Annotated in this window: 20 protein-coding genes; 8 read left to right on the top strand and 12 right to left on the bottom strand. The window is 68.9% G+C overall.

Annotated elements, in window-relative coordinates:
* Positions 1 to 38: 38 nt before the first annotated feature.
* The 4 genes from AC3IR9_RS02315 to AC3IR9_RS02300 form a co-directional block, all read right to left on the bottom strand.
* Positions 39 to 1,274 carry an RNA polymerase sigma factor gene (locus tag AC3IR9_RS02315; protein WP_489293788.1) on the bottom strand — a complete coding sequence of 412 codons (1,236 nt, stop codon included), beginning with the start codon at positions 1,272 to 1,274 and terminating at the stop codon, positions 39 to 41.
* An 85-nt stretch (positions 1,275 to 1,359) separates the two neighbouring features.
* Complete coding sequence (locus tag AC3IR9_RS02310; protein ID WP_489293787.1) at positions 1,360 to 1,767, bottom strand: VOC family protein; 408 nt, start codon at positions 1,765 to 1,767, stop codon at positions 1,360 to 1,362.
* Between the two features lie 22 nt (positions 1,768 to 1,789).
* Entirely contained in the window at positions 1,790 to 2,212 is a 423-nt protein-coding gene (locus AC3IR9_RS02305) for a VOC family protein (protein ID WP_489293785.1), read from the bottom strand.
* Between the two features lie 29 nt (positions 2,213 to 2,241).
* On the bottom strand, positions 2,242 to 2,661 hold the full coding sequence (locus AC3IR9_RS02300; protein WP_489293783.1) for a YciI family protein: 420 nt from the start codon (positions 2,659 to 2,661) through the stop codon (positions 2,242 to 2,244).
* A 208-nt stretch (positions 2,662 to 2,869) separates the two neighbouring features.
* On the opposite strand from AC3IR9_RS02300, the gene AC3IR9_RS02295 reads away from it, so the two are divergent.
* Positions 2,870 to 3,244, top strand: coding sequence for a YciI family protein (locus AC3IR9_RS02295; protein WP_489293782.1), 375 nt, complete (start codon positions 2,870 to 2,872; stop codon positions 3,242 to 3,244).
* 9 nt (positions 3,245 to 3,253) lie between these two features.
* On the opposite strand, the gene AC3IR9_RS02290 is transcribed toward AC3IR9_RS02295, so the two are convergent.
* Positions 3,254 to 5,332: an NHL repeat-containing protein gene (locus tag AC3IR9_RS02290; RefSeq protein WP_489293780.1), complete on the bottom strand. Its 2,079-nt coding sequence runs from the start codon at positions 5,330 to 5,332 to the stop codon at positions 3,254 to 3,256.
* Between the two features lie 125 nt (positions 5,333 to 5,457).
* On the opposite strand from AC3IR9_RS02290, the gene AC3IR9_RS02285 reads away from it, so the two are divergent.
* Entirely contained in the window at positions 5,458 to 6,984 is a 1,527-nt protein-coding gene (locus tag AC3IR9_RS02285) for a tetratricopeptide repeat protein (protein WP_489293778.1), read from the top strand.
* Between the two features lie 21 nt (positions 6,985 to 7,005).
* On the opposite strand, the gene AC3IR9_RS02280 is transcribed toward AC3IR9_RS02285, so the two are convergent.
* On the bottom strand, positions 7,006 to 7,779 hold the full coding sequence (locus AC3IR9_RS02280) for a lytic transglycosylase domain-containing protein (protein WP_489293777.1): 774 nt from the start codon (positions 7,777 to 7,779) through the stop codon (positions 7,006 to 7,008).
* A gap of 262 nt (positions 7,780 to 8,041) precedes the next feature.
* Between AC3IR9_RS02280 and AC3IR9_RS02275 the strand changes: the two genes are divergently transcribed.
* Positions 8,042 to 9,643 carry an EAL domain-containing protein gene (locus AC3IR9_RS02275; protein WP_489293775.1) on the top strand — a complete coding sequence of 534 codons (1,602 nt, stop codon included), beginning with the start codon at positions 8,042 to 8,044 and terminating at the stop codon, positions 9,641 to 9,643.
* Positions 9,644 to 9,664: 21 nt separating this feature from the next.
* Here AC3IR9_RS02275 and AC3IR9_RS02270 read toward each other — a convergent pair whose 3' ends face one another.
* From AC3IR9_RS02270 to AC3IR9_RS02260, 3 genes are all read right to left on the bottom strand, one after another.
* Entirely contained in the window at positions 9,665 to 10,636 is a 972-nt protein-coding gene (locus tag AC3IR9_RS02270) for a polysaccharide deacetylase family protein (protein ID WP_489293773.1), read from the bottom strand.
* An 87-nt stretch (positions 10,637 to 10,723) separates the two neighbouring features.
* Entirely contained in the window at positions 10,724 to 11,938 is a 1,215-nt protein-coding gene (locus tag AC3IR9_RS02265) for an MFS transporter (RefSeq protein ID WP_489293771.1), read from the bottom strand.
* Positions 11,935 to 13,116 (bottom strand): serine hydrolase domain-containing protein, encoded by a 1,182-nt coding sequence (locus AC3IR9_RS02260; protein ID WP_489293770.1) that lies wholly within the window; start codon positions 13,114 to 13,116, stop codon positions 11,935 to 11,937. Before AC3IR9_RS02260 ends, AC3IR9_RS02265 begins: the two co-directional genes overlap by 4 nt.
* Before the next feature lie 229 nt (positions 13,117 to 13,345).
* Here AC3IR9_RS02260 and AC3IR9_RS02255 point away from each other — a divergent pair, with 229 nt between their 5' ends.
* Together AC3IR9_RS02255 and AC3IR9_RS02250 are read left to right on the top strand one after the other, a co-directional pair.
* The gene (locus AC3IR9_RS02255; RefSeq protein ID WP_489293768.1) at positions 13,346 to 14,248 is read left to right on the top strand and encodes a LysR family transcriptional regulator; all 903 of its coding nucleotides are present in this window, start codon (positions 13,346 to 13,348) and stop codon (positions 14,246 to 14,248) included.
* A gap of 174 nt (positions 14,249 to 14,422) precedes the next feature.
* Positions 14,423 to 16,033: an ABC-F family ATP-binding cassette domain-containing protein gene (locus tag AC3IR9_RS02250; RefSeq protein ID WP_489293766.1), complete on the top strand. Its 1,611-nt coding sequence runs from the start codon at positions 14,423 to 14,425 to the stop codon at positions 16,031 to 16,033.
* A gap of 42 nt (positions 16,034 to 16,075) precedes the next feature.
* Here AC3IR9_RS02250 and AC3IR9_RS02245 read toward each other — a convergent pair whose 3' ends face one another.
* Positions 16,076 to 17,404, bottom strand: coding sequence for a GTP-binding protein (locus AC3IR9_RS02245; protein WP_489293765.1), 1,329 nt, complete (start codon positions 17,402 to 17,404; stop codon positions 16,076 to 16,078).
* A gap of 68 nt (positions 17,405 to 17,472) precedes the next feature.
* Here AC3IR9_RS02245 and AC3IR9_RS02240 point away from each other — a divergent pair, with 68 nt between their 5' ends.
* A complete protein-coding gene (locus AC3IR9_RS02240; protein WP_489293764.1) occupies positions 17,473 to 17,844 on the top strand; it encodes a MerC domain-containing protein in 372 nt (123 codons plus the stop codon).
* A 120-nt stretch (positions 17,845 to 17,964) separates the two neighbouring features.
* Positions 17,965 to 18,378, top strand: coding sequence for a hypothetical protein (locus tag AC3IR9_RS02235; RefSeq protein WP_489293763.1), 414 nt, complete (start codon positions 17,965 to 17,967; stop codon positions 18,376 to 18,378).
* Positions 18,379 to 18,403: 25 nt separating this feature from the next.
* Here the strand turns inward: AC3IR9_RS02235 and AC3IR9_RS02230 are convergent, their stop codons facing one another.
* Both AC3IR9_RS02230 and AC3IR9_RS02225 read right to left on the bottom strand, forming a co-directional pair.
* Positions 18,404 to 18,889 carry an REP-associated tyrosine transposase gene (locus AC3IR9_RS02230; RefSeq protein ID WP_489293761.1) on the bottom strand — a complete coding sequence of 162 codons (486 nt, stop codon included), beginning with the start codon at positions 18,887 to 18,889 and terminating at the stop codon, positions 18,404 to 18,406.
* Between the two features lie 96 nt (positions 18,890 to 18,985).
* Entirely contained in the window at positions 18,986 to 19,777 is a 792-nt protein-coding gene (locus AC3IR9_RS02225) for a hypothetical protein (protein ID WP_489293759.1), read from the bottom strand.
* Positions 19,778 to 19,872: 95 nt separating this feature from the next.
* Between AC3IR9_RS02225 and AC3IR9_RS02220 the strand changes: the two genes are divergently transcribed.
* Entirely contained in the window at positions 19,873 to 20,775 is a 903-nt protein-coding gene (locus AC3IR9_RS02220; protein ID WP_489293757.1) for a class I SAM-dependent methyltransferase, read from the top strand.
* The last annotated feature ends 36 nt before the right edge of the window (positions 20,776 to 20,811 follow it).

Raw genomic sequence — 20,811 nt, 5'->3', positions numbered from 1 at the left:
GGCAGCGCCGGGCACTACGCGATGTCCGGCAGCGTGGACTACCGGCCCAACGCCTGTGCCCGCGCCAGCAGCACCGATTTCTCGCGTGCGTTGGCGGTCAACGTGGCCGCGCGCAGCAGCGCGGCGCGGGCTTCCGCATGCCGCCCCAGCTGCGCCAGCAGGTCGCCCTGCACCGCCGCCAGCGGCGCGTAATCCTGCAGGCGGGTATCGGCGACCAGCGCCTCCAGCAGCGGCCACGCCGCCGCCGCGCCTTCGGCCCGCGAGATCGCCACCGTGCGGTTCAATTCGATGACCGGCGACGGCTGCTGCCGTGCCAGCCGCGCGTACAGCGCGGCCATGTGTGCCCACTCGGTGTCCTGCGCGCGGCGCGCCCGCGCATGGCAGTTGGCGATGGCGGCCTGCAGCACGTACGGATCATCCGCTCCGCCCAGGGCGTGAGCCTGCTGCAACGCGGCCTGGCCGCGTGCGATCTGCAGCCAGTCCCAGCGCGCGCGGTCCTGGTCGGGCAACAGGATGGGGTTGCCCTGCGCATCCACCCGCGCGGCGGCCCGCGAGGCCTGCAGTTCCATCAGCGCCACCAGCCCGTGTACCTGCGGCCACGCCGGCAACCGGTGCACCAGCACCCGTCCCAGCCGCAACGCTTCATCGCACAGGGCCGGCCGCATCCAGTCGTCGCCCGCGCTGGCGGTATAGCCCTCGTTGAACACCAGGTAGATCACTTCCAGCACCGACTCCAACCGCTCGGGCAGCGCGGCCTGGCGCGGTACTTCAAACGGCACCTGCTTCTGCGCGAGGGTGCGTTTGGCACGCACGATGCGCTGGGCGATGGTGGGTTCGGGCTGCAGGAACGCGCGCGCGATTTCATCGGTGGTCAGCCCGCCCAGCAAGCGCAGGGTCAGGGCCACCCGCGCATCGGCCGACAACACCGGGTGGCACGCCACGAACATCAACCGCAGCAGGTCATCGCCGATGTCGTCCTGCAGCGCGTCGCTGTCATCGGGCAACGGCAGCGGCTGCGGCTCCAGCTCGCTGGCAAACTGCGCGTGCTGGCCGCTCACGCGCTGGTGCTGGCGCAGCACGTCGATGGCACGATTGCGCGCAGTGGTCATCAGCCACGCTCCCGGGTTATCCGGAACGCCCTGCGCCGGCCAGCGCTCCAGCGCGGCCAACCAGGTGTCCTGGGCCAGTTCTTCGGCACGCCCCACATCGCCGTGCAGCATCCGCGCCAGGCGTGCGATGAGGGCCGGCGCTTCCATGCGCCAGAGGGTATCCATGCGTTGCGTCAGGGCGGTGTCCATGGCAGCGATCACAGCACTCCGCGCTGCCGCGCACAAGCCTCCGCCGGCCCGGCCGGCAGCGTCAGCCCGGTTCGCCATCCATGTGCGCCACCTCCCACAGGTGGCCGTCCAGGTCCTGGAAACCACGCTGGTACATGAAGCCGTAGTCGCGTGCCGGCATCGGCTCGCTGGCGCCGGCCTGCAGTGCCTTGTCCACCATCACGTCCACCGCCGCGCGGCTGGCTGCCGACAGGCAGGTGATCACCTCGGTGGCAGCGCGCGCATCGCTGATCGGCCGGGGCGTGAACTGGGTGAAGAACGTCTCCGTCAGCAGCATCACGAAGATGCTGTCGCTGATGATCATGCATGCCGCATTTTCATCGGTGAAGGCGGGGTTGTAGGTGTAACCGAGCGCGGCGAAGAACGCCTTGGAGGCCTCCAGGTCGCGGACCGGCAGGTTGACGAAAATCATCTGGGGCGAATCGGTCATCGTAGTCATCCTGGGCAGTGGATCAGGGTTGTTTCATGCAGTTGACCATCCACGGCTTGCCGTAGCGGTCGATGAGGAAGCCCCAGCGGTGGGCCCAGAACGTCTCGCCGATCGGCATCTTGATGTCACCGCCGTCGGCCAGCGCCTTGAACACCCGCTCGGCGTCTTCGATCGTATCCACCTCGATGTTGATCGTGGTGGTGCCCTCCCCCGGGCCGGACGGGCTGTCGGACGCCATCAGTACCGCGCTGCCCACTTCCAGCTGGCTGTGCGCCACGTGGTCCAGGGTTTCCGGCGGCATCTCGCCGCAGCCGTCGGTGCTTTCCATCGGCGGCATGTCGCGGTACGTCATTTCCGAGGTGACCTGGCCGCCCAGCACCTGTGCGTAGAAAGCCATCGCCTCGTGGGCCTTGCCGTTGAAGCTCAGGAACGGAATCAGTTTCATGCGGGTTCTCCTGGTGGGCACGACATGGATCAGTGGCTGTTGTCGATCTGGTCGCGCAGACGCTGTTCCTGCGCGCGTAACTCGGGAGTGAAGGTGTCGCCAAGATCGTCGATGCCGAGGATCGGGCGCAGCTCGACCACATCGCCAGGGCCGAACGGCGCCCGCGCGAGCCACTCGGTGGCCTCGTCCAGCGAGCGCACCTGCCACAGCCAGAAGCCGGCCACCAGTTCACGGGTCTCGGCGAACGGACCGTCGATCACCCGCGGCGCGCCATCGCCAAAGGCCACCCGACGGGCGCGCGAGGTCGGGTACAGGCCCTCGCCGGCCAACATGATGCCGGCCTGCACCAGCTGTTCGTTGTAGGCCCCCATGGCGCGGAACTCGGCTTCGGTGGGCATCTCGCCGGCTTCGGAGGCTTCGCTGGCCTTGACCAACACAATGACTTTCATGGACGTGTCCTCATGGGCAGCCGGTTCGGCGGGCCCTTCACTACCTACGACGCCCCAGTGAACGGGAAATCGACACGACCCGGAAAATAATTCTGAAGTCCGTCCGGAGCCGCCGGCTGCGGGCTGAACAGGCGGCCTGTGCGGCGCTGCAACACATCCAGCGCGCGCGCTGGGGCATCATGACCGCCCCGTCCAGGAGCGCCCGGCCATGCAATTCCTGTTGCTGATCTACATCGACGAGAGCCTGCTGCAGGCCCTGCCCGCCGAAGAATACGACGGCCTCATGCACGACTGCCTGCAGCACGCCGACACCCTGCAAGCCAACGGCACGCTGGTGCTGGCGCAGAAGCTGGAACCGGTGGCCAGCGCGCGCACCGTGCGTACCCGCCAGGGCCAGGCCCGGATCACCGACGGCCCGTTCGCCGAAACCCACGAACTGCTGGCCGGCTTCAACCTGATCAACGCGCGCGACCACGAGGAAGCGATGCGCATCGCCCAGCAGTTCCCCTGGTCGCGCTTTGGCAGCATCGAAGTCCGCCCGCTGGCCGACATGGACGCCGAGCGCGAGCGCGTCGGCGCCTGACCCTGGCGCTTACAGCAGCGTGATGTTCAGATCGCGCGGCCCCACCGCTTCATTGCCGCTGTAGTCGCGCGCACTGGCGCGGATCACGTAGTCCCCCGCTGGCAGCGCATCGAACTGCCAACGCCCGGTCTCCACCAACCCGTCACGCACGGTGTTGGTGACCAGGTGGCGGAAACGCGTCACCGCGCTGCCGTGCACGGTGATCCCGCTGTCCGGGGCATAGGCCACCTTGGTGGCGCTGTCATGCGGCGGCATGCGGTTGAACACGATGTTGAAGCGCGGCTGCTCATACCCGGCCAGCGGCTGGCCGTGCGCATCCAGGATCTGGTAGCCCACCTGGTACAGTCCCAACCGACGCCGGGCCTGGTTGCGGTCCACCTGGTCCCACGCCTCCACCACGATCTGCACGCCACGGCCATCGCGTGGCAGCGCAATGCGGCCGTCGGGCCCGGCCTGCAACGGCTGGTCGCGGTCGTCAAGCAGGGCCACCTCGGTGATGCGCGGCACGACCGTGTCGACATAGCCGGTGAAACCCAGCGCGACCGCATTGCGCTCGAATCCGCTGGCGCCCACGCTCAGGTGCACATGCGCCATGCGGTTGATGCTGCCCAGCGCCTCACCGGCATGGAAGCGCGTGCCCCGGCGCACCCGAATGCGCCGCAGCGTGCCATCTTCGGCCAGCAGCTGCTGCCAGCGCGGATCGAACGCGCGCCCGGCCGGGTCGCGCCCCACCTTCATGTGGATGTACTTCAGGCGGTCCAGCACCAGCCCTTCGGCCTGCCCGCCCACCGACCAGGTCGGGGTCGGGCTGCTGACCTTGCCATCGACGATCGCCAATACGGTCTGGCCGATATCGCCGCGGATGTCGAACCCACCGTGCAGGTGGTGGCGGCTTTCACCCTTGAAGTCGCCACGTACTTCGCCCAACGTGCCCACCACTTCATGCCAGCCCTGCTGCGGCGCCAACGGCCAGCGGCCCTCCGTCGCCGGGAGCGGCGCATCCGCGGCCGGTCCCACCAGCGCCGGGACGGGCAACGCGCCCACCGCCAACGCACCCACCCGGTGCAGCCGGTACGCCGCCGCATCGGCCACCCGCAGCGTACCGTCCGCGGCCAGGGCCAGGCCCGACGGGCGCGCAAAGCGCGGCTGCGATTCCTGGCCCAGCAGCGCGATCTGGTGCCCCTGCGTGGTGACCTGCACCAGCCGGCCGCCGGTATCGCCCACGTACAGCACATCATCGTGGCTGACCACCACCGACAACGGCCCGTTGATCAACCCGCCATCGGCCACCTGCGTACGCAGCGTGCCGTCCGGGGACAAGCGCCGGATCGCGTTGTTGTACAGATCGGCAATCAGCAGGTTGCCGTGCCGGTCCAGCGCCAGCGCCACCGGCGTGTCCAGTTGTGCCTGCGTGCCCACGCCATCGGCCGTACCGGGCCGATCGCCGCCGGCAAGCGTGCGCACCGTGCCATCGGGCTCCACCACCCGGATGCGATCGTTGTAGGTGTCGGCCACGTACACGCGCCCTGCCGTATCCACCGCCACCCCCATCGGCGCATCGAAGCGCGCCTGCAGGGCGGGGCCATCGACAAACCCACGCCCGCCATCACCGGCCAGCGTGGTCACCTGACCATCGCTGCCGATGCGCCGGATGCGGTTGTTGCCGGTATCGGCCACGAACACATTGCCGGCCGCATCCATCGCGATGCCCGACGGGGTGTGGAACTGCGCCTGCAGTGCCGGGCCATCGCGCCAGCCTTCGCCATTGCCGGCCAGCGTATCCACGCGGCCATCGGGATACACGCGGCGGATGCGGTTGCTGTCGCCGGCATCGGCGATGTAGGCCACGCCGTGCGCATCCAGCACCACCGCATACGGGTCGGAGAACCGCGCCTGCGCACCTGCGCCGTCGCGCACGCCCGCTACGCCGTCCCCGGCCAAGGTCTCGATCTGCGCCTGCCAGCCCAGCAGCGTCGGCACCGGGCCCTGCGCCGCCGGCGGTGTGTCCGCCGTCGGCAGGAACGTCCATGCCAGTCCCGTTGCGGTGATGACCACCACCGTCGCCATCAGTGCGTGCCAGCGTTTCATTGCGTTCCCTGCCCGTGTCCAGCGCACGACCTTAAACGTTGCCCGCGTGCCTGCAAACCCCAACGGGTTGTGCCATCGCGCGGTTCCGGGTTCAATCCCTGCTCACGCCACGCAAGGAAGCCCGCATGCCGTCTGTTCGCCTTCGCCTCGCCCTGTTGCTGCTGGCCCTGTCGGCCACACCGGCGCTGGCCGCAACGGTCGATGCCGCATCGGCCGCTGCCGCTGCCGCTGCCGATGCCAATGCCGCACTGACGCAGGCCCTGACCGACAGCATCGCACTGTCCCAACGCGGTGATACGGTGGGGGCGCTGATGGGTTTCGAGCGCGTGTTCGCCGACCCGCGCGCCGCGCAGCTGCCCGCCCCGGTGCGCGTGGAGGGATTGATCAGCGCCGGGCGCACCGCCTTCAACGCACGCCAGCCGGTCGATGCACGTCGCTACCTGGACGCGGCCCTGCAGCAGGCACCCGACGACCCGCGCGCGTGGTATGTCCTGGGCCGCCTGCTGCTGTGGCAACAGCAACCGCTGCCGGGGGCCGAAGCAATCACCCGTGCACTGCAGGGCTCGGACCAGTTCCTCCCTGAGATCGACTACCGGCTGGCCTTCTCGCTGCGCGAAAAACTGCAGGACCACCCCGACGCGCTGCGCGCCTTCCTGCAGGTGCTGTTCGACCGGGGCTGGACCGACGATGGCCTGGAACCTGGCACGCTGTGGCTGCAGCTGGCCACGCTGCAGGCCGATGCCGGTGAACACCCACGGCTCGCGGCCACCATCGCCCGCATCGACAGCCCGATGGAGATCGTGGCCCTGCGCAGCGACAAGCGCTTCGACCAGGTGGTGGATCGCCGCAGCCCGCGTTTCGATCCGGCGCAGTCCGCGCAGCGCCATCTCGACGCGTTGCGCGTCAGCGGCCTGCTCAAGCATGACCGCGGCGACCGCATCATCGCGTTGAGCGAAACCCTGCTGTTCCTTGGCGAGCACGCGCAGGTGCTGGGCACCACCGATGAGCTGTATGCGCGTCTGAACGCCCCGGGCAGCCAGCGCAGCTTCCCCGGCGCGCAGTACGCGGCCTGGTTGATGCAGTACCGCGCCATGGCCGAACACCGCCTGGGCCGCGACGCTGACACCACCGCCACCCTGATCCTGGCCGCGCAGCTGGATGAAAACGGGCCGGTCAATGCGTTCCAGCGCGCCAGCCTGGCCAGCTGGTACCTGGCCCGGCAGCAACCGGCCGACGCCCTGCAGGCGCTGGACGGGCTGGACGAAGCGCCCATGTTTGGCGAGGCGATGCGCCAGTGGGTGCGCTACGTGGCGTACCGCGACCAGGCCGACCCGGCGCGGTCGGCGCTTGCCCGGCAGTGGCTGCAGACCAACCAGGGCATCGGTCGCGAGATATGGATCGCGGTGCTGCTGGAGGAAAACCGCATGGACGCCGCCGCCGCGTGGCTGATCGCGCAGCTGCAATCGCCGAACGATCGCCAGGCGGCGTTGCTGTTGATCCAGGGCTTCCGCATGCTGCCCCCCTTGCCCGGCGACGCCGCGCGCGACAAGCGCGGCGACCAGCTGCTGCAACGCCGCGATGTGCAGCGGGCGGTGAACGCGGTGGGCCGCATCGAAGTGCAGCCGATCCATGGCCGCGCTGCCTGGCGCTAGCCCACGCGCCACTGGCCGGCACTACTGCGCCGGGGTCTCCACCTTGAACCCCATCGCCTCGCGGTAGCGCACATACAACGCGCTCACCTTTTCCACGTAGGCCAGCGTTTCGGCGTACGGCGGCACGCCCTTGTAGCGCGTGACCGCGCCGATGCCGGCGTTGTAAGCGGCGGCGGCCAGCGTGCGGTCGCCCTTGTAGCGCGTCAGCAAGGCCTTCATGTAGCGCGCCCCGCCGTTGATCGACTGCTCGGCCGACAACGGGTCGGCAACGCCGAACTCGGTGGCGGTATCGGGCATCAACTGCATCACCCCCTGCGCGCCCTTGGGCGATATCGCCCCCGCGTCGAAACCACTTTCGGCATGCGCGATCGCACGCAGCCAGGCATCGTCCACGCCGGTGGCGCGCGCGGCCGCCTTGAACTGTTTGGCATGCCGGTTGAGCTGCGCCGCGCCGACCTTGCCCAGGCCCGGGTGCGCGGGCTCACCGGGCGGTGTGGCCACGGTGAACTTCAGGAACACCCGCGAGCCGGGCAGGTTGCGCGTGGAATACACCAGCACGCCCGCCTGCTCGCGCTCATACAGGGTGCCGCTGAACACCCCCATGTTGCCCCACAGGTTGGGCGCCTGCACCGCGTTGTCGTCGATCTGCTGCGGGGTGCATTTCGACCCCGGCTCCGGCGCGGTGGCCATGCTGACCGTGTTGTTCTGCACGCAGCGATACACCGTGCGCGCCGATGCCGTCCACGGCAGCAGCAACGACAACAGGGCCAGCGCGGCAGGCAGGGTCGGGTTCATCGGTTCACATCGGGGCACGCCAATCGTGCGGCGCGATCATCCGGCCAGGGCTGCGAACCGAAGGTGAATGCCGTGGCGGACCGATCCCCGGTTGTCGCTTCTTCCATCTTCACAAGGCGCCGGCCGGCGCGCAGGCCTTGTCTGGCAAGAGCCACAGGAAAAATCCGATTCCCTTCCCCGCCCCCAGGTGGTGAGATAGTGCAGCACCGGCCCTGGCCGCGCGCGCCTCCCCGTTGGTCTTCCCTCCCGCACCGAGGTCTGCTTGAACCGCGTCAGGATCATTGCTGCCACCGTGCTGTTCGCCCTGCTTGGCGCCCTCGTGCCGGTCGCCACCCTGGTGTATTTCAGCTGGGTCAGGACCACCGATGCAGAGCACGCGCGTCTTCAGCTTACCGCCGAGCGCACCCTGCAGCGTGCCCACCTTGCCTACCAGGACGGCCTGCGCGCACTGCGCCAGCTCAACCAGAGCACGGTGGCAGCGTGTTCGCCCGAGCACCTGCAGCTGATGCGCGCCGTCACCCTGGGCACCCGCTCCGCCGAGCAGGTGGGCTATTTCCAGGACGGCCGGTTGCGCTGCACCACCTGGGGGCCGATGGACGCCTACGTGCCCGCCCCCACGCCGGACCATGTCACCGCCGATGGCGCCGGCATCACCCTGGGGGTGCGGCCACAGGCCGGCGACGGCTCGCCCCTGCTCGCCCTGCACCTGGGCAACCACGACCTGCTGATGAACCCGGCCAGGTTCGTCGATGTCATCACCGACCCCAACGTGCGGTTGGCCGTGGCAAGCCCGGATGGCCGCCTGATGGCCCAGCAGGACATCGCCGACCAGCCGTTGCTGCAACGCCTGCTGCGCGCGCCGCACAGCGGCATGGACAGCCACACCCTGTATGCCACCGCCCAGGACCAGCAATGGCTGGCGATCGCCACCGCCCCGCGCACCACCCTGCTGGCCAGTGCCGGTGACCACATCGTGCAGCTCATTCCACTGGGCGTGCTGGGCGCGTTGGGCGCGGTGGCCGGGGTGGTGTGGGTGTCGCGGCGGCGGTTGTCGCTGCGTGGCGAGCTGGCCACGGCCGTGCGCCGGCGAGAATTCTTCATGCACTACCAGCCCATCATCGAACTGGACACCGGCATCTGTGTCGGTGCCGAAGCCCTGGTGCGCTGGACCCGCCCAGACGGCAGCCAGGTGCGCCCGGACCTGTTCATTCCGCTGGCCGAAGAAAATGGCCTGATCGAGGCACTCACCGACCAGGTCATCGCACTGGTCATCGCCGACATGCGCGCGCTGCTGGTGCAGGATCGCAGCGCGCACATCGCCATCAACCTGTCGGCCGGCGATGTCAGCAGCGGGCGGGCATTGAAGGTGCTCTCGGCCCAACTGGCCGGGACCGGCATCCACCCGCAGCAGATCTGGCTGGAGGCCACCGAGCGTGGCTTCATCGATGTGCAGCGCGCGCGCAATACGCTGGCCATCGCGCGCCGCGCCGGGCATAGCGTGGCCATCGACGATTTCGGCGTGGGCTATTCCAGCCTGCAGTACCTGCAGCAGCTGCCGCTGGACGCATTGAAGATCGACAAATCGTTCATCGATGCCATCGGCACCGACAGCGCCACCAGTCCGGTGACTTCGCACATCATCGACATGGCCAAGACACTGGGCCTGTTCACCGTCGCCGAAGGCATCGAAACCCCGGTCCAGCTGGCCTACCTGCAGGCACGCCAGGTCGAGTTCGGGCAGGGCTGGCTGTTCTCCCAGCCGCTGCCGCCGGACGCCTTCATCGCCTATCACCACCAGCGCCGGGAGCAGTACGGCCGGGCCCCGGAAGACATGCAGAACCCCAACAGCGTGATGGACGACTGAGCGAGCGGCTGCGCGCCGGCCTCAATCGTTGTCGATCCCAGCCAGGTCCAGCACCCAGCGCGGCACCTTGGGCTTGCCGGCGTAGAAACTGGCCGGTTTGCCCTCGGCCATCGCCCAGCGCTGGATCCAACTGATGCCACCGGCCTCGTTGTAGCCATCGGCATGCGCATAGGCCGGGTCCTTGAGCGCGTCCTCGAGCGAAACAAAGGTGTACCCACGGCGCCGCGTTGCAGCGACCAGCGTTTCGATGCTGGCTGCGTTCAAGGCATTGGCATGCATCAGCCAGACCTGCGCCGGCAACCGCCCCAGCAGGTGCTGCGACTGCGCCTGGTAGTAGTCCAGCATGTTGAGCATGTAGGGCACGTAGCCGCGGCGCAGCTGGCGCAGGCGTTGCTCGCGTGCCACCGGATCGCTCTCGGTGTCGCGCACGTGGTCGTAGGCAAACGCCCAGATCCACTCGCTGTTGTCCACCGTCACCGGCGCGATCCGATAACCATGCTGGTCCAGGAACGCCGCCAGCGCGGCGCGCTGCTGCGGGCTGCGGCCCACCCGCAGGTACGGGTGGCGGAACCAGCGTGGCTGCTGGCCCTGTTCGGCCAGCAGCGGGCGCAGGGTCTGCTCGCCGCGCAGGATGTCCTGCTCATAGGCCGCCAGGCCGACCGCATGCAGATCCACGTGGGCGTAGGTGTGGTTACCCAGCTCAAACCCCGCATCGCGCCAGTCACGCAGCATCTGCACCCGCACCGGCTGCACCTGCCCGCCCTGCTCCAGCTTCACCTCGTTGACGAAGCCCACCACCGGCACGTGCGCGTCGCGCAGCGCCTGCAGCAACTGCGCATGGCGCTGCGCCAATTCCGGTTCGGCACGTTCGTCCAGCCGCTGCCACGGCAGGTCATCGAGGGTCAGCGCGATCTGCCGCGCCGGCGCTGCCTGCAACCCACCGGCCAGGCACAACAGGCCCAGCCCCCAACCGCCCAACCTCCACTTGCGCACGCCTGGCTCCCACTGCATTGGCAATGGCCAGCATACCGCCGCGCCGCCCATGCCCTGCCGCGCGGTTGCGTGCGGCAGGGTCTGCGGTCAGTGCACGGCCGGCTGCCATGCCCGTGGCTGGCGCATCACTACCGCCAGCGTTGGCACCAGCAACAACAGCAGCATCGCCGGCAGCCAGCGCTCGCCGATGGTTTCCAGTGCAATCCCGCCGGCCACGCCGGCCAAGGCGATCGCCAGGTTCCAGCCGGTCACCACGAACGATTGCGCGATATCCCCGGCCACGCCAGCGCGGCGCGCCACCGCCGTCTGGAACTGGGTGGGCACCCCGCCGAAGGCCACGCCCCACAGCGCGGTGCCGGCCACCAGCACCCACGGCGAAGACGGCCACAGCAGGAACGCCATCGCCGCCAGGCCGAACCCCAGCGTGCTGGCAATCACCAGGCCACGTAGCCAGCGGTCCACCCAGATCCCGGTGATCCAGATACCCAGCAACGAGGCCACGCCGAACACCAGCAGCAGCCGGTCCAGCCACACCACCGCCCCGGCCAGCGCGGCAAACGGTTCGATGTAGGTGTACAGCACGTTGTGGGCCAGCACGAACAGGAACATCGTCCACAACGCCGTGCGCATTCCCGGCAGCCGCAATACCGCGCCCAGCTTCTGCCGCGCGCCCGCGCCCGGGGCCGACAACGGCGGCAACACCCAGCGCGCCCAGACCAGCAGCCCGATGCTCAGCAGCGATATCAGCGCGAATGCCCAGCGCCAGCCGATGGTCTGCCCCAGCAGGGTGCCGGCAGGAATGCCCAGCGACAGCGCCAACGGCGTGCCCACCATCGCCACGGCGATCGCACGCCCCTGCAGGTGCGGGGCCACCATGCGGCTGGCATAACCGGCCACCAGCGACCACAACAGGCCCGCACTGATGCCGGCGATGAAGCGCGCAACCAGCATCACCTCGTAGTGATGGGTAAACGCGGTGACCGTGTTGACCACCACGAAGCCGGCAATGGCCGCCAGCAACAAGGGCCGCCGTGGCAGGCGCTGGGTCAGCGCGGTCATCGGCAGTGCCGCCACCAGCGAACCAATCGCATAGATCGTCACCAGCTGGCCGACCAGCGCGCGGCTCACGCCCAGGTCCTGGCTCATCGGCGACAACAGCCCGGCCGGCAACGCCTCGGTCAGGATCGTCACAAAGCCCGCGCAGGCCAGCGCCAGCAGCCCACCCAACGGCAGGCGCACCGCGGCGGGGGCCGCGTCGACCACCGCGCATCCGGCCTCGCCACTCATGCCTGTCCCGCTCATGCCTGTACCCCTGCATACACCGCATCACGCAACTGGTCGACGAAGTCGCCATGCATGCCTTCGTACAACGTGTTGGTGAGCGCCACCACGCTGAGCCCGCGCGATGGGTCCACGAACCAGCTGTGTCCATAGGCGCCGCCCCAGCGCCAGCTGCCGGCGGCCTGCGGGGTTGCCGTCGGCGTCGGGTCGTGGAGCACGGCAAAGCCCAGCCCAAAGCCCCAGCCCGGTGCGTCCGGCGGGCCCTGCTCAGCGACCTGCGCGCGCGCCATTTCATCGATGCTGGCGGCCGGCAGCCACGCGCGTCGGGAATCGCCGCGCAACGCTTCAAGCAGCTGCATCACATCGTGTGCACTGCCGACCATGCCGCCACCGGCAGACGCGAACGCATCCCGGTTGCCGGCGCGCGCCAGGCTGTAGGCAATACCGGCCACGCCCTCGAACGGCGCCACCACCTCGCCCTCGGCCAGGCGATGCGGCTGCGGCGCGTCACTGACATACGGGGTCGCCAGACGCTCGGGGGTATCGGTATGAAAGCCCGTGTCGTGCATCGCCAACGGTGCGGTGACCTGCTCGCGCACCAACTGGGCCAGCGGCATTCCGGTGGCCGCCTCCAGCACCGCACCGGCCACATCCACGCCCAGCGAATAGCGCCAGGCCTGGCCGGGGGCGAACAGCAACGGCACCTGTGCGATCCGGCGCAGGTTTTCCTGCAGGCTGATCGCACTGTCATCCATGCCATCGCTGACCCCGGCCTGTGCATGGGGGCCGTCGGCATCGGCATCAAGGAAACGGTAGCCGAGCCCGGCACTGTGGCTTAGCAGCTGGCGCAGGGTGATCGGCGGCGACGTGCCGTCGGCCAGCGCCGGCCGGAAATCGGGCAGCCAGTCGCTGATCGGTGCATCCAGCGACAGCACGCGCTGCGCCACCAACCGCATCACCGCCGCCGTGACGATCGGCTTGCTGACCGAGGCCAGCCGGAACAGCGAATCGGCATGCATCGGCCGCTGTTGCTCGCGGTCGGCCCAGCCGCTGGCGCTGGCATGGCGAAGCTGGCCGTGCTGGCGTACCAGCACCACGGCGCCAACCACCTGCTGACGGCCATGGGCGGCAGACAGCGCGGCATCCACCGCCGCCAGACGCGGGGCGGCGGCAGGCGGTACGGAAAGAGCGGAAGACATGGACAAGCACCGGGTTGAAGGGAGCGCCATTGTCGGCGCGCCTCTTTTCGGCAGACACCCAGGTACGGCTCCGTACATTCAGGACACCGTGTTCCGCAGTTGCCAGCAACCGTGCCCCCGCAAGGGATTGGGCCAAGACCCCCACGCCGCGCACCGCTGCATTCCATCCGCGCGCGCCCACGCCTGCGCTTGGCCGCTAAAGTGCCCGTGTTCCCCACCTGGTGCAGTCATGTCGGCATTGGAAAACCTCGGCAACCTGCAGACCTTCGTGCACGTGGCCGACACCCGCAGCTTCGTCGAGACCGGGCGCCTGCTTGGCGTATCGGCCTCGGCCACCGGCAAAACCATCACCCGGTTGGAGCAGGCCCTCGGCGTGCGCCTGTTCCACCGCAGCACCCGCAGCATCACCCTCACCGCCGAGGGCGAGCGCTTCCTGCTGCGTTGCCGGCGCATCCTCGACGAGCTCGATGCCGGCCGCACCGAGCTGATCCAGCAGGCCGCCGCGCCCAGTGGCGTGCTGCGATTGAGCCTGCCGCTGGTGGGCGACCTGTCGCTGCCGATCCTGTCCGAGTTCATGGCCACCTATCCCGGCATCCGCCTGGAACTGGATTTCGACGACCGCCTGGTGGATGTGATCGAAGAAGGATTCGACGCCGTGCTGCGCGTGGGTGAACCCAGCGACTCGCGGCTCAGCGCGCGCCGCCTGGGCGTGTTCCCCCGCTACCTGGTGGCCGCGCCAGACTATCTGGCCCGCCGCGGTGTGCCGCACACCCCGCACGACCTGCTGCAGCACGACTGCCTGCATTACCGCTTCCCCAGCTCCGGCAAGCTCGAGCCCTGGCCGTTGCCGCGCGAACCGGGCACGCCCGCGCTGGACCTGCCGGTGTCGATGGTCAGCAACACCATCGAGGCGCGCCTGTCCTTCGCCCTGGCCGGGCGCGGCATCGCCTACCTGCCCGAGCACTCGGTGCGCGAGCAACTGGCCGACGGCCGCCTGCAGCGGGTGATGGCCGAGCAGATCCATGCCTGCGGCACGTTCCACCTGCTGTGGCCCTCCGGCCGCCATGTGCTGCCCAAGCTGCGGGTGTTGATCGATTTCATCAGCACCCGCCTGACCGGCGTGAGCTGCTGAACAGCACGCGTTCATCGGCAACCGGCCCGGCAAACCTATACTGGCCCCGCGACAGCCAGTCGCCTGTGTAATGAGGTATGCCTGCATGCGCCATTGATGCCCGCCGTCTACTGACGGCCTTGTCTGCTTCCCGCCTGCGCGCGCGGAGGTATCCACGGCATCCATGGAGGTCGCATGACCGCATTTTCTCTCACGCTCGATCGCGTGACCCAGACCCTGCCCGACGGCCGGGTTCTTTTCGCTGATCTCTCCGCACACTTCGACGCCACCCCGACCGGCCTGGTCGGTCGCAACGGCGTGGGCAAGAGTGTGCTCGCTCGCCTGCTGGCCGGGCCGCAGCCGCCTGGCAGCGGCAGCATCCAACGCAGTGGCCGCGTGCACCTGCTCGCCCAGCACAGTGGCCCCGTGGCCGGGCGCATCGCCGATGTTGCCGGCGTGGGCGCGGTTCTTGATGCGCTGGCGCGGATCGAAGCCGGCAGCATCCATCCCGAAGACTTCGCCACGGTGGGCGATCGCTGGACCCTGCGCGACCAACTGCAGGCGCAATGGCAGCTGCTCGGCCTGCCCGTGCTGGATCCGGCCCGTCCGGCGGCCACGCTCAGCGGCGGCCAGGCCATGCAGGTGGCGCTGGCCGGCGCGTTGCTGTCCAACGCCGATGCACTGATCCTGGACGAGCCCAGCAACCATCTGGATGCCACGCACCGGCAACAACTGATGGCCGCCCTGGCCGGCTGGCGCGGCGGCCTCATCGTGATCAGCCACGACCGGGCCGTGCTGGACCAGATGCAGCGCATTGTTGAACTCTCGCCCAGCGGCTTGCGCAGCTACGGCGGCAACTACGCGCTGTACGCCGAGCAGAAGCAGCGCGAGCGCGACAACGCCGCAGACCTGCTGGCCTTGCGCAAACGCGAGCGGCGCCAGCAACAGACCGACCTGCGCGAGCAACGCGAACGGCTCGAGCACCGCCAGTCACGTGCACAACGCAGCGCCCGCACCGCCAACCAGGCCCCCATCCTGCTGGGCGGCATGAAAAACCGCAGCGAACACAGTGCCGGCCGCTGGCAGGCGCAGCAGGCCGAACGCCAGCGGGAACTGGATACCCGCGTGCGTGACGCAGCCACGCAGGTGGAGGCGATGCGCGGCATTGCCCTGCAGGTGCCCGGCCTGGATGATCCCGGCCCGCAGCGCGTGGCCCGGTTGAGCAACGTGCAACTGCCGTGGGTCGCCGCGCCGTGGCAACAGATCGACCTCACCGTGCAGCGCGGCATGCGCATCGGCGTGCGCGGGCGCAATGGCAGCGGCAAGTCCACCCTGCTGCAGCTGTTGGCCGGCGGCGTGGCAGCGCGCAGTGGCCACTGCGAGGTAGCCGCCAAGGTCGCGTTGCTCGATCAATCGCTGCAGCTGCTACCCGCGCAGGCCTCTGCGCTGGCACTGCTGCAGGCGGCCAACCCGAGTGCCGACCAGGCCACCCTGCGCACCCGGCTGGCCCTGCTCGGGCTGGATGCCGAGCACAGCCTGCGCCCGCTGGCCACGCTCAGCGGCGGTGAGCGCCTCAAGGCCGCGTTGGCCAGCGTGCTGTATGCACGCACACCCCCGCAGTTGTTGCTGCTCGACGAGCCCGGCAACCACCTCGACCTGCCTTCACTGGCCGCACTGGAGCAGATGCTCAACCAGTACCCGGGCACGCTGATGATCGTCTCGCATGACCCGGCGCTGCTGGATGCCGTGCACCTCACCCACCATCTCGATGCCACCGCGGACGGCTGGCAGCTCAGCCAGCGCTAGGGCGACGGTAGGCAACGTGGCGTGCCTCGATCACGCCCGCCCTCAGCGCGTCCACAGCGGAAATGCGTCGGGCAGCAGGTGCCACATCGATGGCCCGGCCTGCATCTCCGCATCGGTGAGCAGGCAGGCGTCGAACCCCGCGCGTACCGCCTGCTCGTCCATTGCCACCCCGATCACCGCCAGCTCCTGGCGGCGATCGCCCCACCAGGGGTGCCACATCCGGCGCATCGACTGGTACTCCCCGGCGTTGCCTACCATCTCCGCGCTGGGCAGCGGCGCGGTCCAACCCGCCATTTGTTGGCGGACCCAGCCGACGTCGGTGTAGGGCACGCGGGGAGGTGGCACCTGCGGCAGGGTGCCTTCCAGCCCCGCCTCCACCCGCTCGCGCGAGGCGAACCAGAACCCCGCCGCCTGCGTCTGGGTGGTCGCGCCAACACTGGACAGCTCGCCCACCCAGTCCATGCGGTTGGCCAGCCAGAAGAAGCCCTTGCTGCGGATCACCGCCCCAAGCCCGTGTTCCAGCAGGTGCGCGAAGCGCTGCGGATGGAACGGCCGGCGTGCCCGATAGACGAAACTGGTGATGCCGTACTGCTCGGTTTCCGGGGTGTGCTCGCCGCGCAATGCCTGCATCCACCCCGGCGCCAACTGCGCCTTGATGAAGTCGAAGCGACGCGTATCCAGCAGTTCGCCCAAGGGCACCTCGCCGTGTTGCGACAACAGCAGGCGCGCATCGCGGTTCATCGCGCGCAGCACCGCCAGTGTCGACTGCAACCTGTCATCGTCGACCAGGTCGCACTTGCTGACCACGATGACATCGGCAAACTCCACCTGCTCGGCCAGCAGATTCACCACCGCGCGCGCATCGTGCGCATCGGCCTGCTGGCCACGGTCGAGCAGCCGATCGGTGGAACTGAAGTCATCCAGGAACTGCTGCCCGTCCACCACCGTCACCAGCGTATCCAGCCGCGCGATGTCGTTGAGGCAGAAGCCGTCCTCATCGCGTACCGAGAACGTTGCCGCCACCGGCATCGGCTCGGCGATGCCGGTCGATTCAATCAGCAGGTAGTCATAGCGGCCCTCGCTGGCCAGCCGCTTCACCTCCTGCAGCAGGTCATCGCGCAGCGTGCAGCAGATGCAGCCATTGCTGAACTCCACCAGCGTTTCCTCGGTGCGGCTCAACGCTGCACCGCCATCACGCACCAGCTGCGCATCGATGTTGACCTCGCTCATGTCGTTGACGATCACCGCCACCCGCCGACCGTCGCGGTTGCGCAGCACCTGGTTGAGCAGCGTGGTCTTGCCCGCGCCGAGGAAGCCGGACAACACGGTGACCGGCAGGCGGCGGTCGGGCGAAACAGGGGAGGCAGTCATGGCAGGGCAGCATCATGGCGGGATTGAAATGTTACTATATAACATTAATCAACCCGGACCCCTCCCCCATGAAACGTTCCTCCGCCCTGCTCGACGCCGGTGCCATCGCCTTGTCCAGCCTGTGCCTGCTGCACTGCCTGGCGCTGCCCCTGCTGGCCGCGGCACTGCCATTGTTCGGCGTATGGGCCGAGGCCGAATGGGTGCACGCGCTGTTCGTCGCCATCGCCGCACCGCTGACCGGCTTCGCGCTGTGGCGCGCGCATCGCCAGCGACCCTTGCCGGCCGCGGCCTTCGTCAGTGCCAGCGCCGGCCTGGCACTGCTGCTGCTCGGCGCGCTGGGCTGGCCCAGCCATGATGCCGAAACCCCGATCACCGTCGTCGGCAGCCTGCTGCTGGCGAGCACCCATGTGTGGAATACCTGGCGCCGGCATCGGCATTGAGGCACCGGGAAGCGGCTGGCGGCCACGTTGGAGACGGCGCGCGCGCTGGCGTCGGCACCTGCACGGCAACGTCCCCACGCCTGCGGCACACTGGCGGCACCACCACCGCCAGGACCCACCATGCGCGTACTGCCCTGCATGTTGCTGCTGTTGCTCACTGCCTGTGGCAAGCCAGGCGCCGATCCAGGCATGTTCTCCTCCGACCCCCTGCTGGGCTGCTACGCCACCCACCCACGCAAGCCCGCCGAGTTCCGCATCGAGCAGCAGCAACGCCAGTATTTCGTCAGCTTCAACCGCGACGAGCAATGGCAACGCGATCCCACCGCATTGCAGGTGTCCTCACGTTCGGACATCGCCCGCTACTTCAAGGACGACGCCGACCAGATCGACAAGGCGCTGGTTCGCCCCAATGGCGGCTTTGGCATCTTCCATTTCAATCCCGGTGCCACGCTCAAGGGCAAGGCCAAGGACAGCGATTTCATGGCGCTGGTCCTGATCGGTGCCGGCCCGGTGTTCAAGGTCAACTGCGGCTGACTCCCCCTGCGCGCGCGGCGCTGCATCAACATGGCCCGCTCCGGTTGCCGTCAATGCGATGAATCGAGCTGTAGGGCCAGGCTTCGGCCGTGTGCACATGCCCGTGCCGGACCGGGTTCTGATGCACGTAGGCAACGTGTCGCCGCAGGTCATCGCCATCCACGATGCGGTGCTCGCGGAAACTGGCGTGCCACAGGGGGCGGGCGCTGCGGTCACGCCGCAGTACCGCGCGCGGTGGCATGCCGGGAAGCTGGCGGTCGAAGATGGCCTGGATCTGGGTCCAGCGGCGCAGGCCTTCCTCGTCGCCCTCGGGCAGCGTCCACACCCCGTGCAGGTGATTGGGCAGCACCACGATCGCGTTGATCCGGAACGGGCGTGCCTGCTGCGCCACCCGGAAGGCCAGCCGCAAGCCCTGCGCATGCTCCACCAGCAGCTGGCTGTGCCGGTCGCGCAGGTGTGCGCTGAAGAAGTACGCCGTTCCAGCCTGCAGCAGGGAATGATCGTTGGGCATGCCGACAGTCTGAAAATCCGCCGCAGCCGACACCATCAGACCAACCCACACCACGCTGTCGGAACTACACCGGTGCGCCCCTCGGGTTCCTGCGCCCTATCCTTGCCCGGCGCGGCACTCCACTTCCGCCACGCGCACGATGCCGCCGCTCAGCGCGCTGTCCTCACGCGCCTCCAGCCGCCTGGCGGCAGCAGAGGTGGCCGGCAGCAGCCGCAGCACCGCCTGGCTCAGCGGCACCGACCAGCGCGGCGTTGCCGGCACCCCGGTGCTGGCCTCCTGCGTCCATGGCAGCATCTGCAGCTTCTGCGAAGTGGAGTAGAGCACTTGCCGAGGTCTGTTTTTGTAGTCGATGACCACCCGGATCGACACGTCATCGTCGGTCCAACCGGCCGAATCGTAATACGCCTCCAGCTGTTCGCGCAGTGCGGCACCGCGCAGGTGCGTGCGCATGTGGCCGCGCAGCGCGTTGGCGGTGCAGCCCGGGGCGTCGCGCAGGTCAGCCCGCGCGGCGGTCTCCAGCAACCGCGCCGGACGCACCCGGCGCGCCACCATCGCCACCCCTTCGGCGCGTGATACAGCCGGCGCCGACAGTGCCCACAACAACTCGCCGACGCGCTGCACCGGAACCGACTCGCTCGTCACAGGTGCGGCGCTGGCCGTATCCATCCGCGACTCGCGCACGAATGCCCGTCGCCCCGGCCCAGGACGAAGGCGATGAACTTCATCGGCCGCATCAAACGGACCCTGCTGGTAAACAATCTCGATCGCGCGCACCTCCTGCACCGGGACCGGGTGCGCGCCGTTGGTGCTCCCCGTGCAGGACGACAGCAACAGCGTCGCCAGCAGCAGGCCCAGGCAACGGCGGGTAGTTCGTGGACGGCGACGCATGCGGGCATTCCCTGGGCGGTGGCCCACTATATCGGGGCGGCCATTTCCAGTGTCACCTGCGCCGGCCGGGCGCGGTTCCGGCCATCTCAGGTACGATGCCCACCCCTAACCTGCTGACGTCCGGCTGCCCCGCAGTGCGGTCGCTCCCCCTTCCCGTGCCCCATTACACCGGCCCCCTGCTCACCCGCCCCCTTGCCGACGCCCTGGCCCGTGCCCGTGATGCGGGGGCCGCCGAGTGGACCGGCTCGCTCGATCTGGGCCGCTCCACCGGTATCGCCACCCTGGGTGCCGACCAGTGGCACTGGAAGGGCGAGGCCTATGCCTACCCGGGCAAGACCAAGGACCGCACCCTGTACTACTGGGACGGCGACGACTTCTGCGCGGTATCGCGGTTCGGCTCGGCGCTGATCAAGCTGGTGCCTACCCAGTGGGATGCACCGACCTTCGAGATCGATGGCATCAAGATGCTGCCCAGTGCGCAGGTGTCGCCGTTTGAAGATGCGCGGCGCAAAGTGGCGCTGATCGCGCCGGCCGGCAAGACCGTGCTGGATACCTGCGGTGGGCTGGGCTACTTCGCCGCGTGCTGCCTCGAAGGGGGCGTCAACCGCATCCAGTCGTTCGAGAAGAACCCGGACGTACTCTGGCTGCGCACGCTCAACCCGTGGTCGCCGGACCCGGAAGCGGCCAGCAGCGGCGGCCGGCTGTCGCTGACCCAGGCCGATGTGTCGCAGGCGATCCAGGCACTGGAAAGCCATTCGGTCGATGCGATCCTGCACGACCCGCCGCGCTTCGGTATTGCCGGCGAACTGTATTCGCAGGTGTTCTACGACCAGCTGGCGCGGGTGATCCGCAACGGCGGGCGGATGTTCCACTACACCGGCGCGCCCAACAAACTCACCAGCGGCCGCGACGTACCGCGTGAAGTGGCCAAGCGCCTGGAGAAAGCCGGGTTCAAGGCAGACCTGGCGATGGATGGCGTGCTGGCGGTAAAGCGCTGAGCGCAACGCTGGACCGGCGCGGGGTGCCTCAGCGCC

Source organism: Stenotrophomonas sp. GL_101 (genome assembly GCF_057835675.1).
Note: the sequence above shows the minus strand (reverse complement) of the source record. Positions and strands in the feature narration are given on the sequence as shown.

Coding starts and splice junctions, on each gene's coding strand:
- AC3IR9_RS02315 (WP_489293788.1), bottom strand. CDS start 1,274: ATGGATACCCTCTGGCGCATGGAAGCGCCGGCCCTCATCGCACGCCTG.
- AC3IR9_RS02310 (WP_489293787.1), bottom strand. CDS start 1,767: ATGACCGATTCGCCCCAGATGATTTTCGTCAACCTGCCGGTCCGCGAC.
- AC3IR9_RS02305 (WP_489293785.1), bottom strand. CDS start 2,212: ATGAAACTGATTCCGTTCCTGAGCTTCAACGGCAAGGCCCACGAGGCG.
- AC3IR9_RS02300 (WP_489293783.1), bottom strand. CDS start 2,661: ATGAAAGTCATTGTGTTGGTCAAGGCCAGCGAAGCCTCCGAAGCCGGC.
- AC3IR9_RS02295 (WP_489293782.1), top strand. CDS start 2,870: ATGCAATTCCTGTTGCTGATCTACATCGACGAGAGCCTGCTGCAGGCC.
- AC3IR9_RS02290 (WP_489293780.1), bottom strand. CDS start 5,332: ATGAAACGCTGGCACGCACTGATGGCGACGGTGGTGGTCATCACCGCA.
- AC3IR9_RS02285 (WP_489293778.1), top strand. CDS start 5,458: ATGCCGTCTGTTCGCCTTCGCCTCGCCCTGTTGCTGCTGGCCCTGTCG.
- AC3IR9_RS02280 (WP_489293777.1), bottom strand. CDS start 7,779: ATGAACCCGACCCTGCCTGCCGCGCTGGCCCTGTTGTCGTTGCTGCTG.
- AC3IR9_RS02265 (WP_489293771.1), bottom strand. CDS start 11,938: ATGAGCGGGACAGGCATGAGTGGCGAGGCCGGATGCGCGGTGGTCGAC.
- AC3IR9_RS02260 (WP_489293770.1), bottom strand. CDS start 13,116: ATGTCTTCCGCTCTTTCCGTACCGCCTGCCGCCGCCCCGCGTCTGGCG.
- AC3IR9_RS02255 (WP_489293768.1), top strand. CDS start 13,346: ATGTCGGCATTGGAAAACCTCGGCAACCTGCAGACCTTCGTGCACGTG.
- AC3IR9_RS02250 (WP_489293766.1), top strand. CDS start 14,423: ATGACCGCATTTTCTCTCACGCTCGATCGCGTGACCCAGACCCTGCCC.
- AC3IR9_RS02245 (WP_489293765.1), bottom strand. CDS start 17,404: ATGACTGCCTCCCCTGTTTCGCCCGACCGCCGCCTGCCGGTCACCGTG.
- AC3IR9_RS02240 (WP_489293764.1), top strand. CDS start 17,473: ATGAAACGTTCCTCCGCCCTGCTCGACGCCGGTGCCATCGCCTTGTCC.
- AC3IR9_RS02235 (WP_489293763.1), top strand. CDS start 17,965: ATGCGCGTACTGCCCTGCATGTTGCTGCTGTTGCTCACTGCCTGTGGC.
- AC3IR9_RS02230 (WP_489293761.1), bottom strand. CDS start 18,889: ATGCCCAACGATCATTCCCTGCTGCAGGCTGGAACGGCGTACTTCTTC.
- AC3IR9_RS02225 (WP_489293759.1), bottom strand. CDS start 19,777: ATGCGTCGCCGTCCACGAACTACCCGCCGTTGCCTGGGCCTGCTGCTG.
- AC3IR9_RS02220 (WP_489293757.1), top strand. CDS start 19,873: ATGCCCACCCCTAACCTGCTGACGTCCGGCTGCCCCGCAGTGCGGTCG.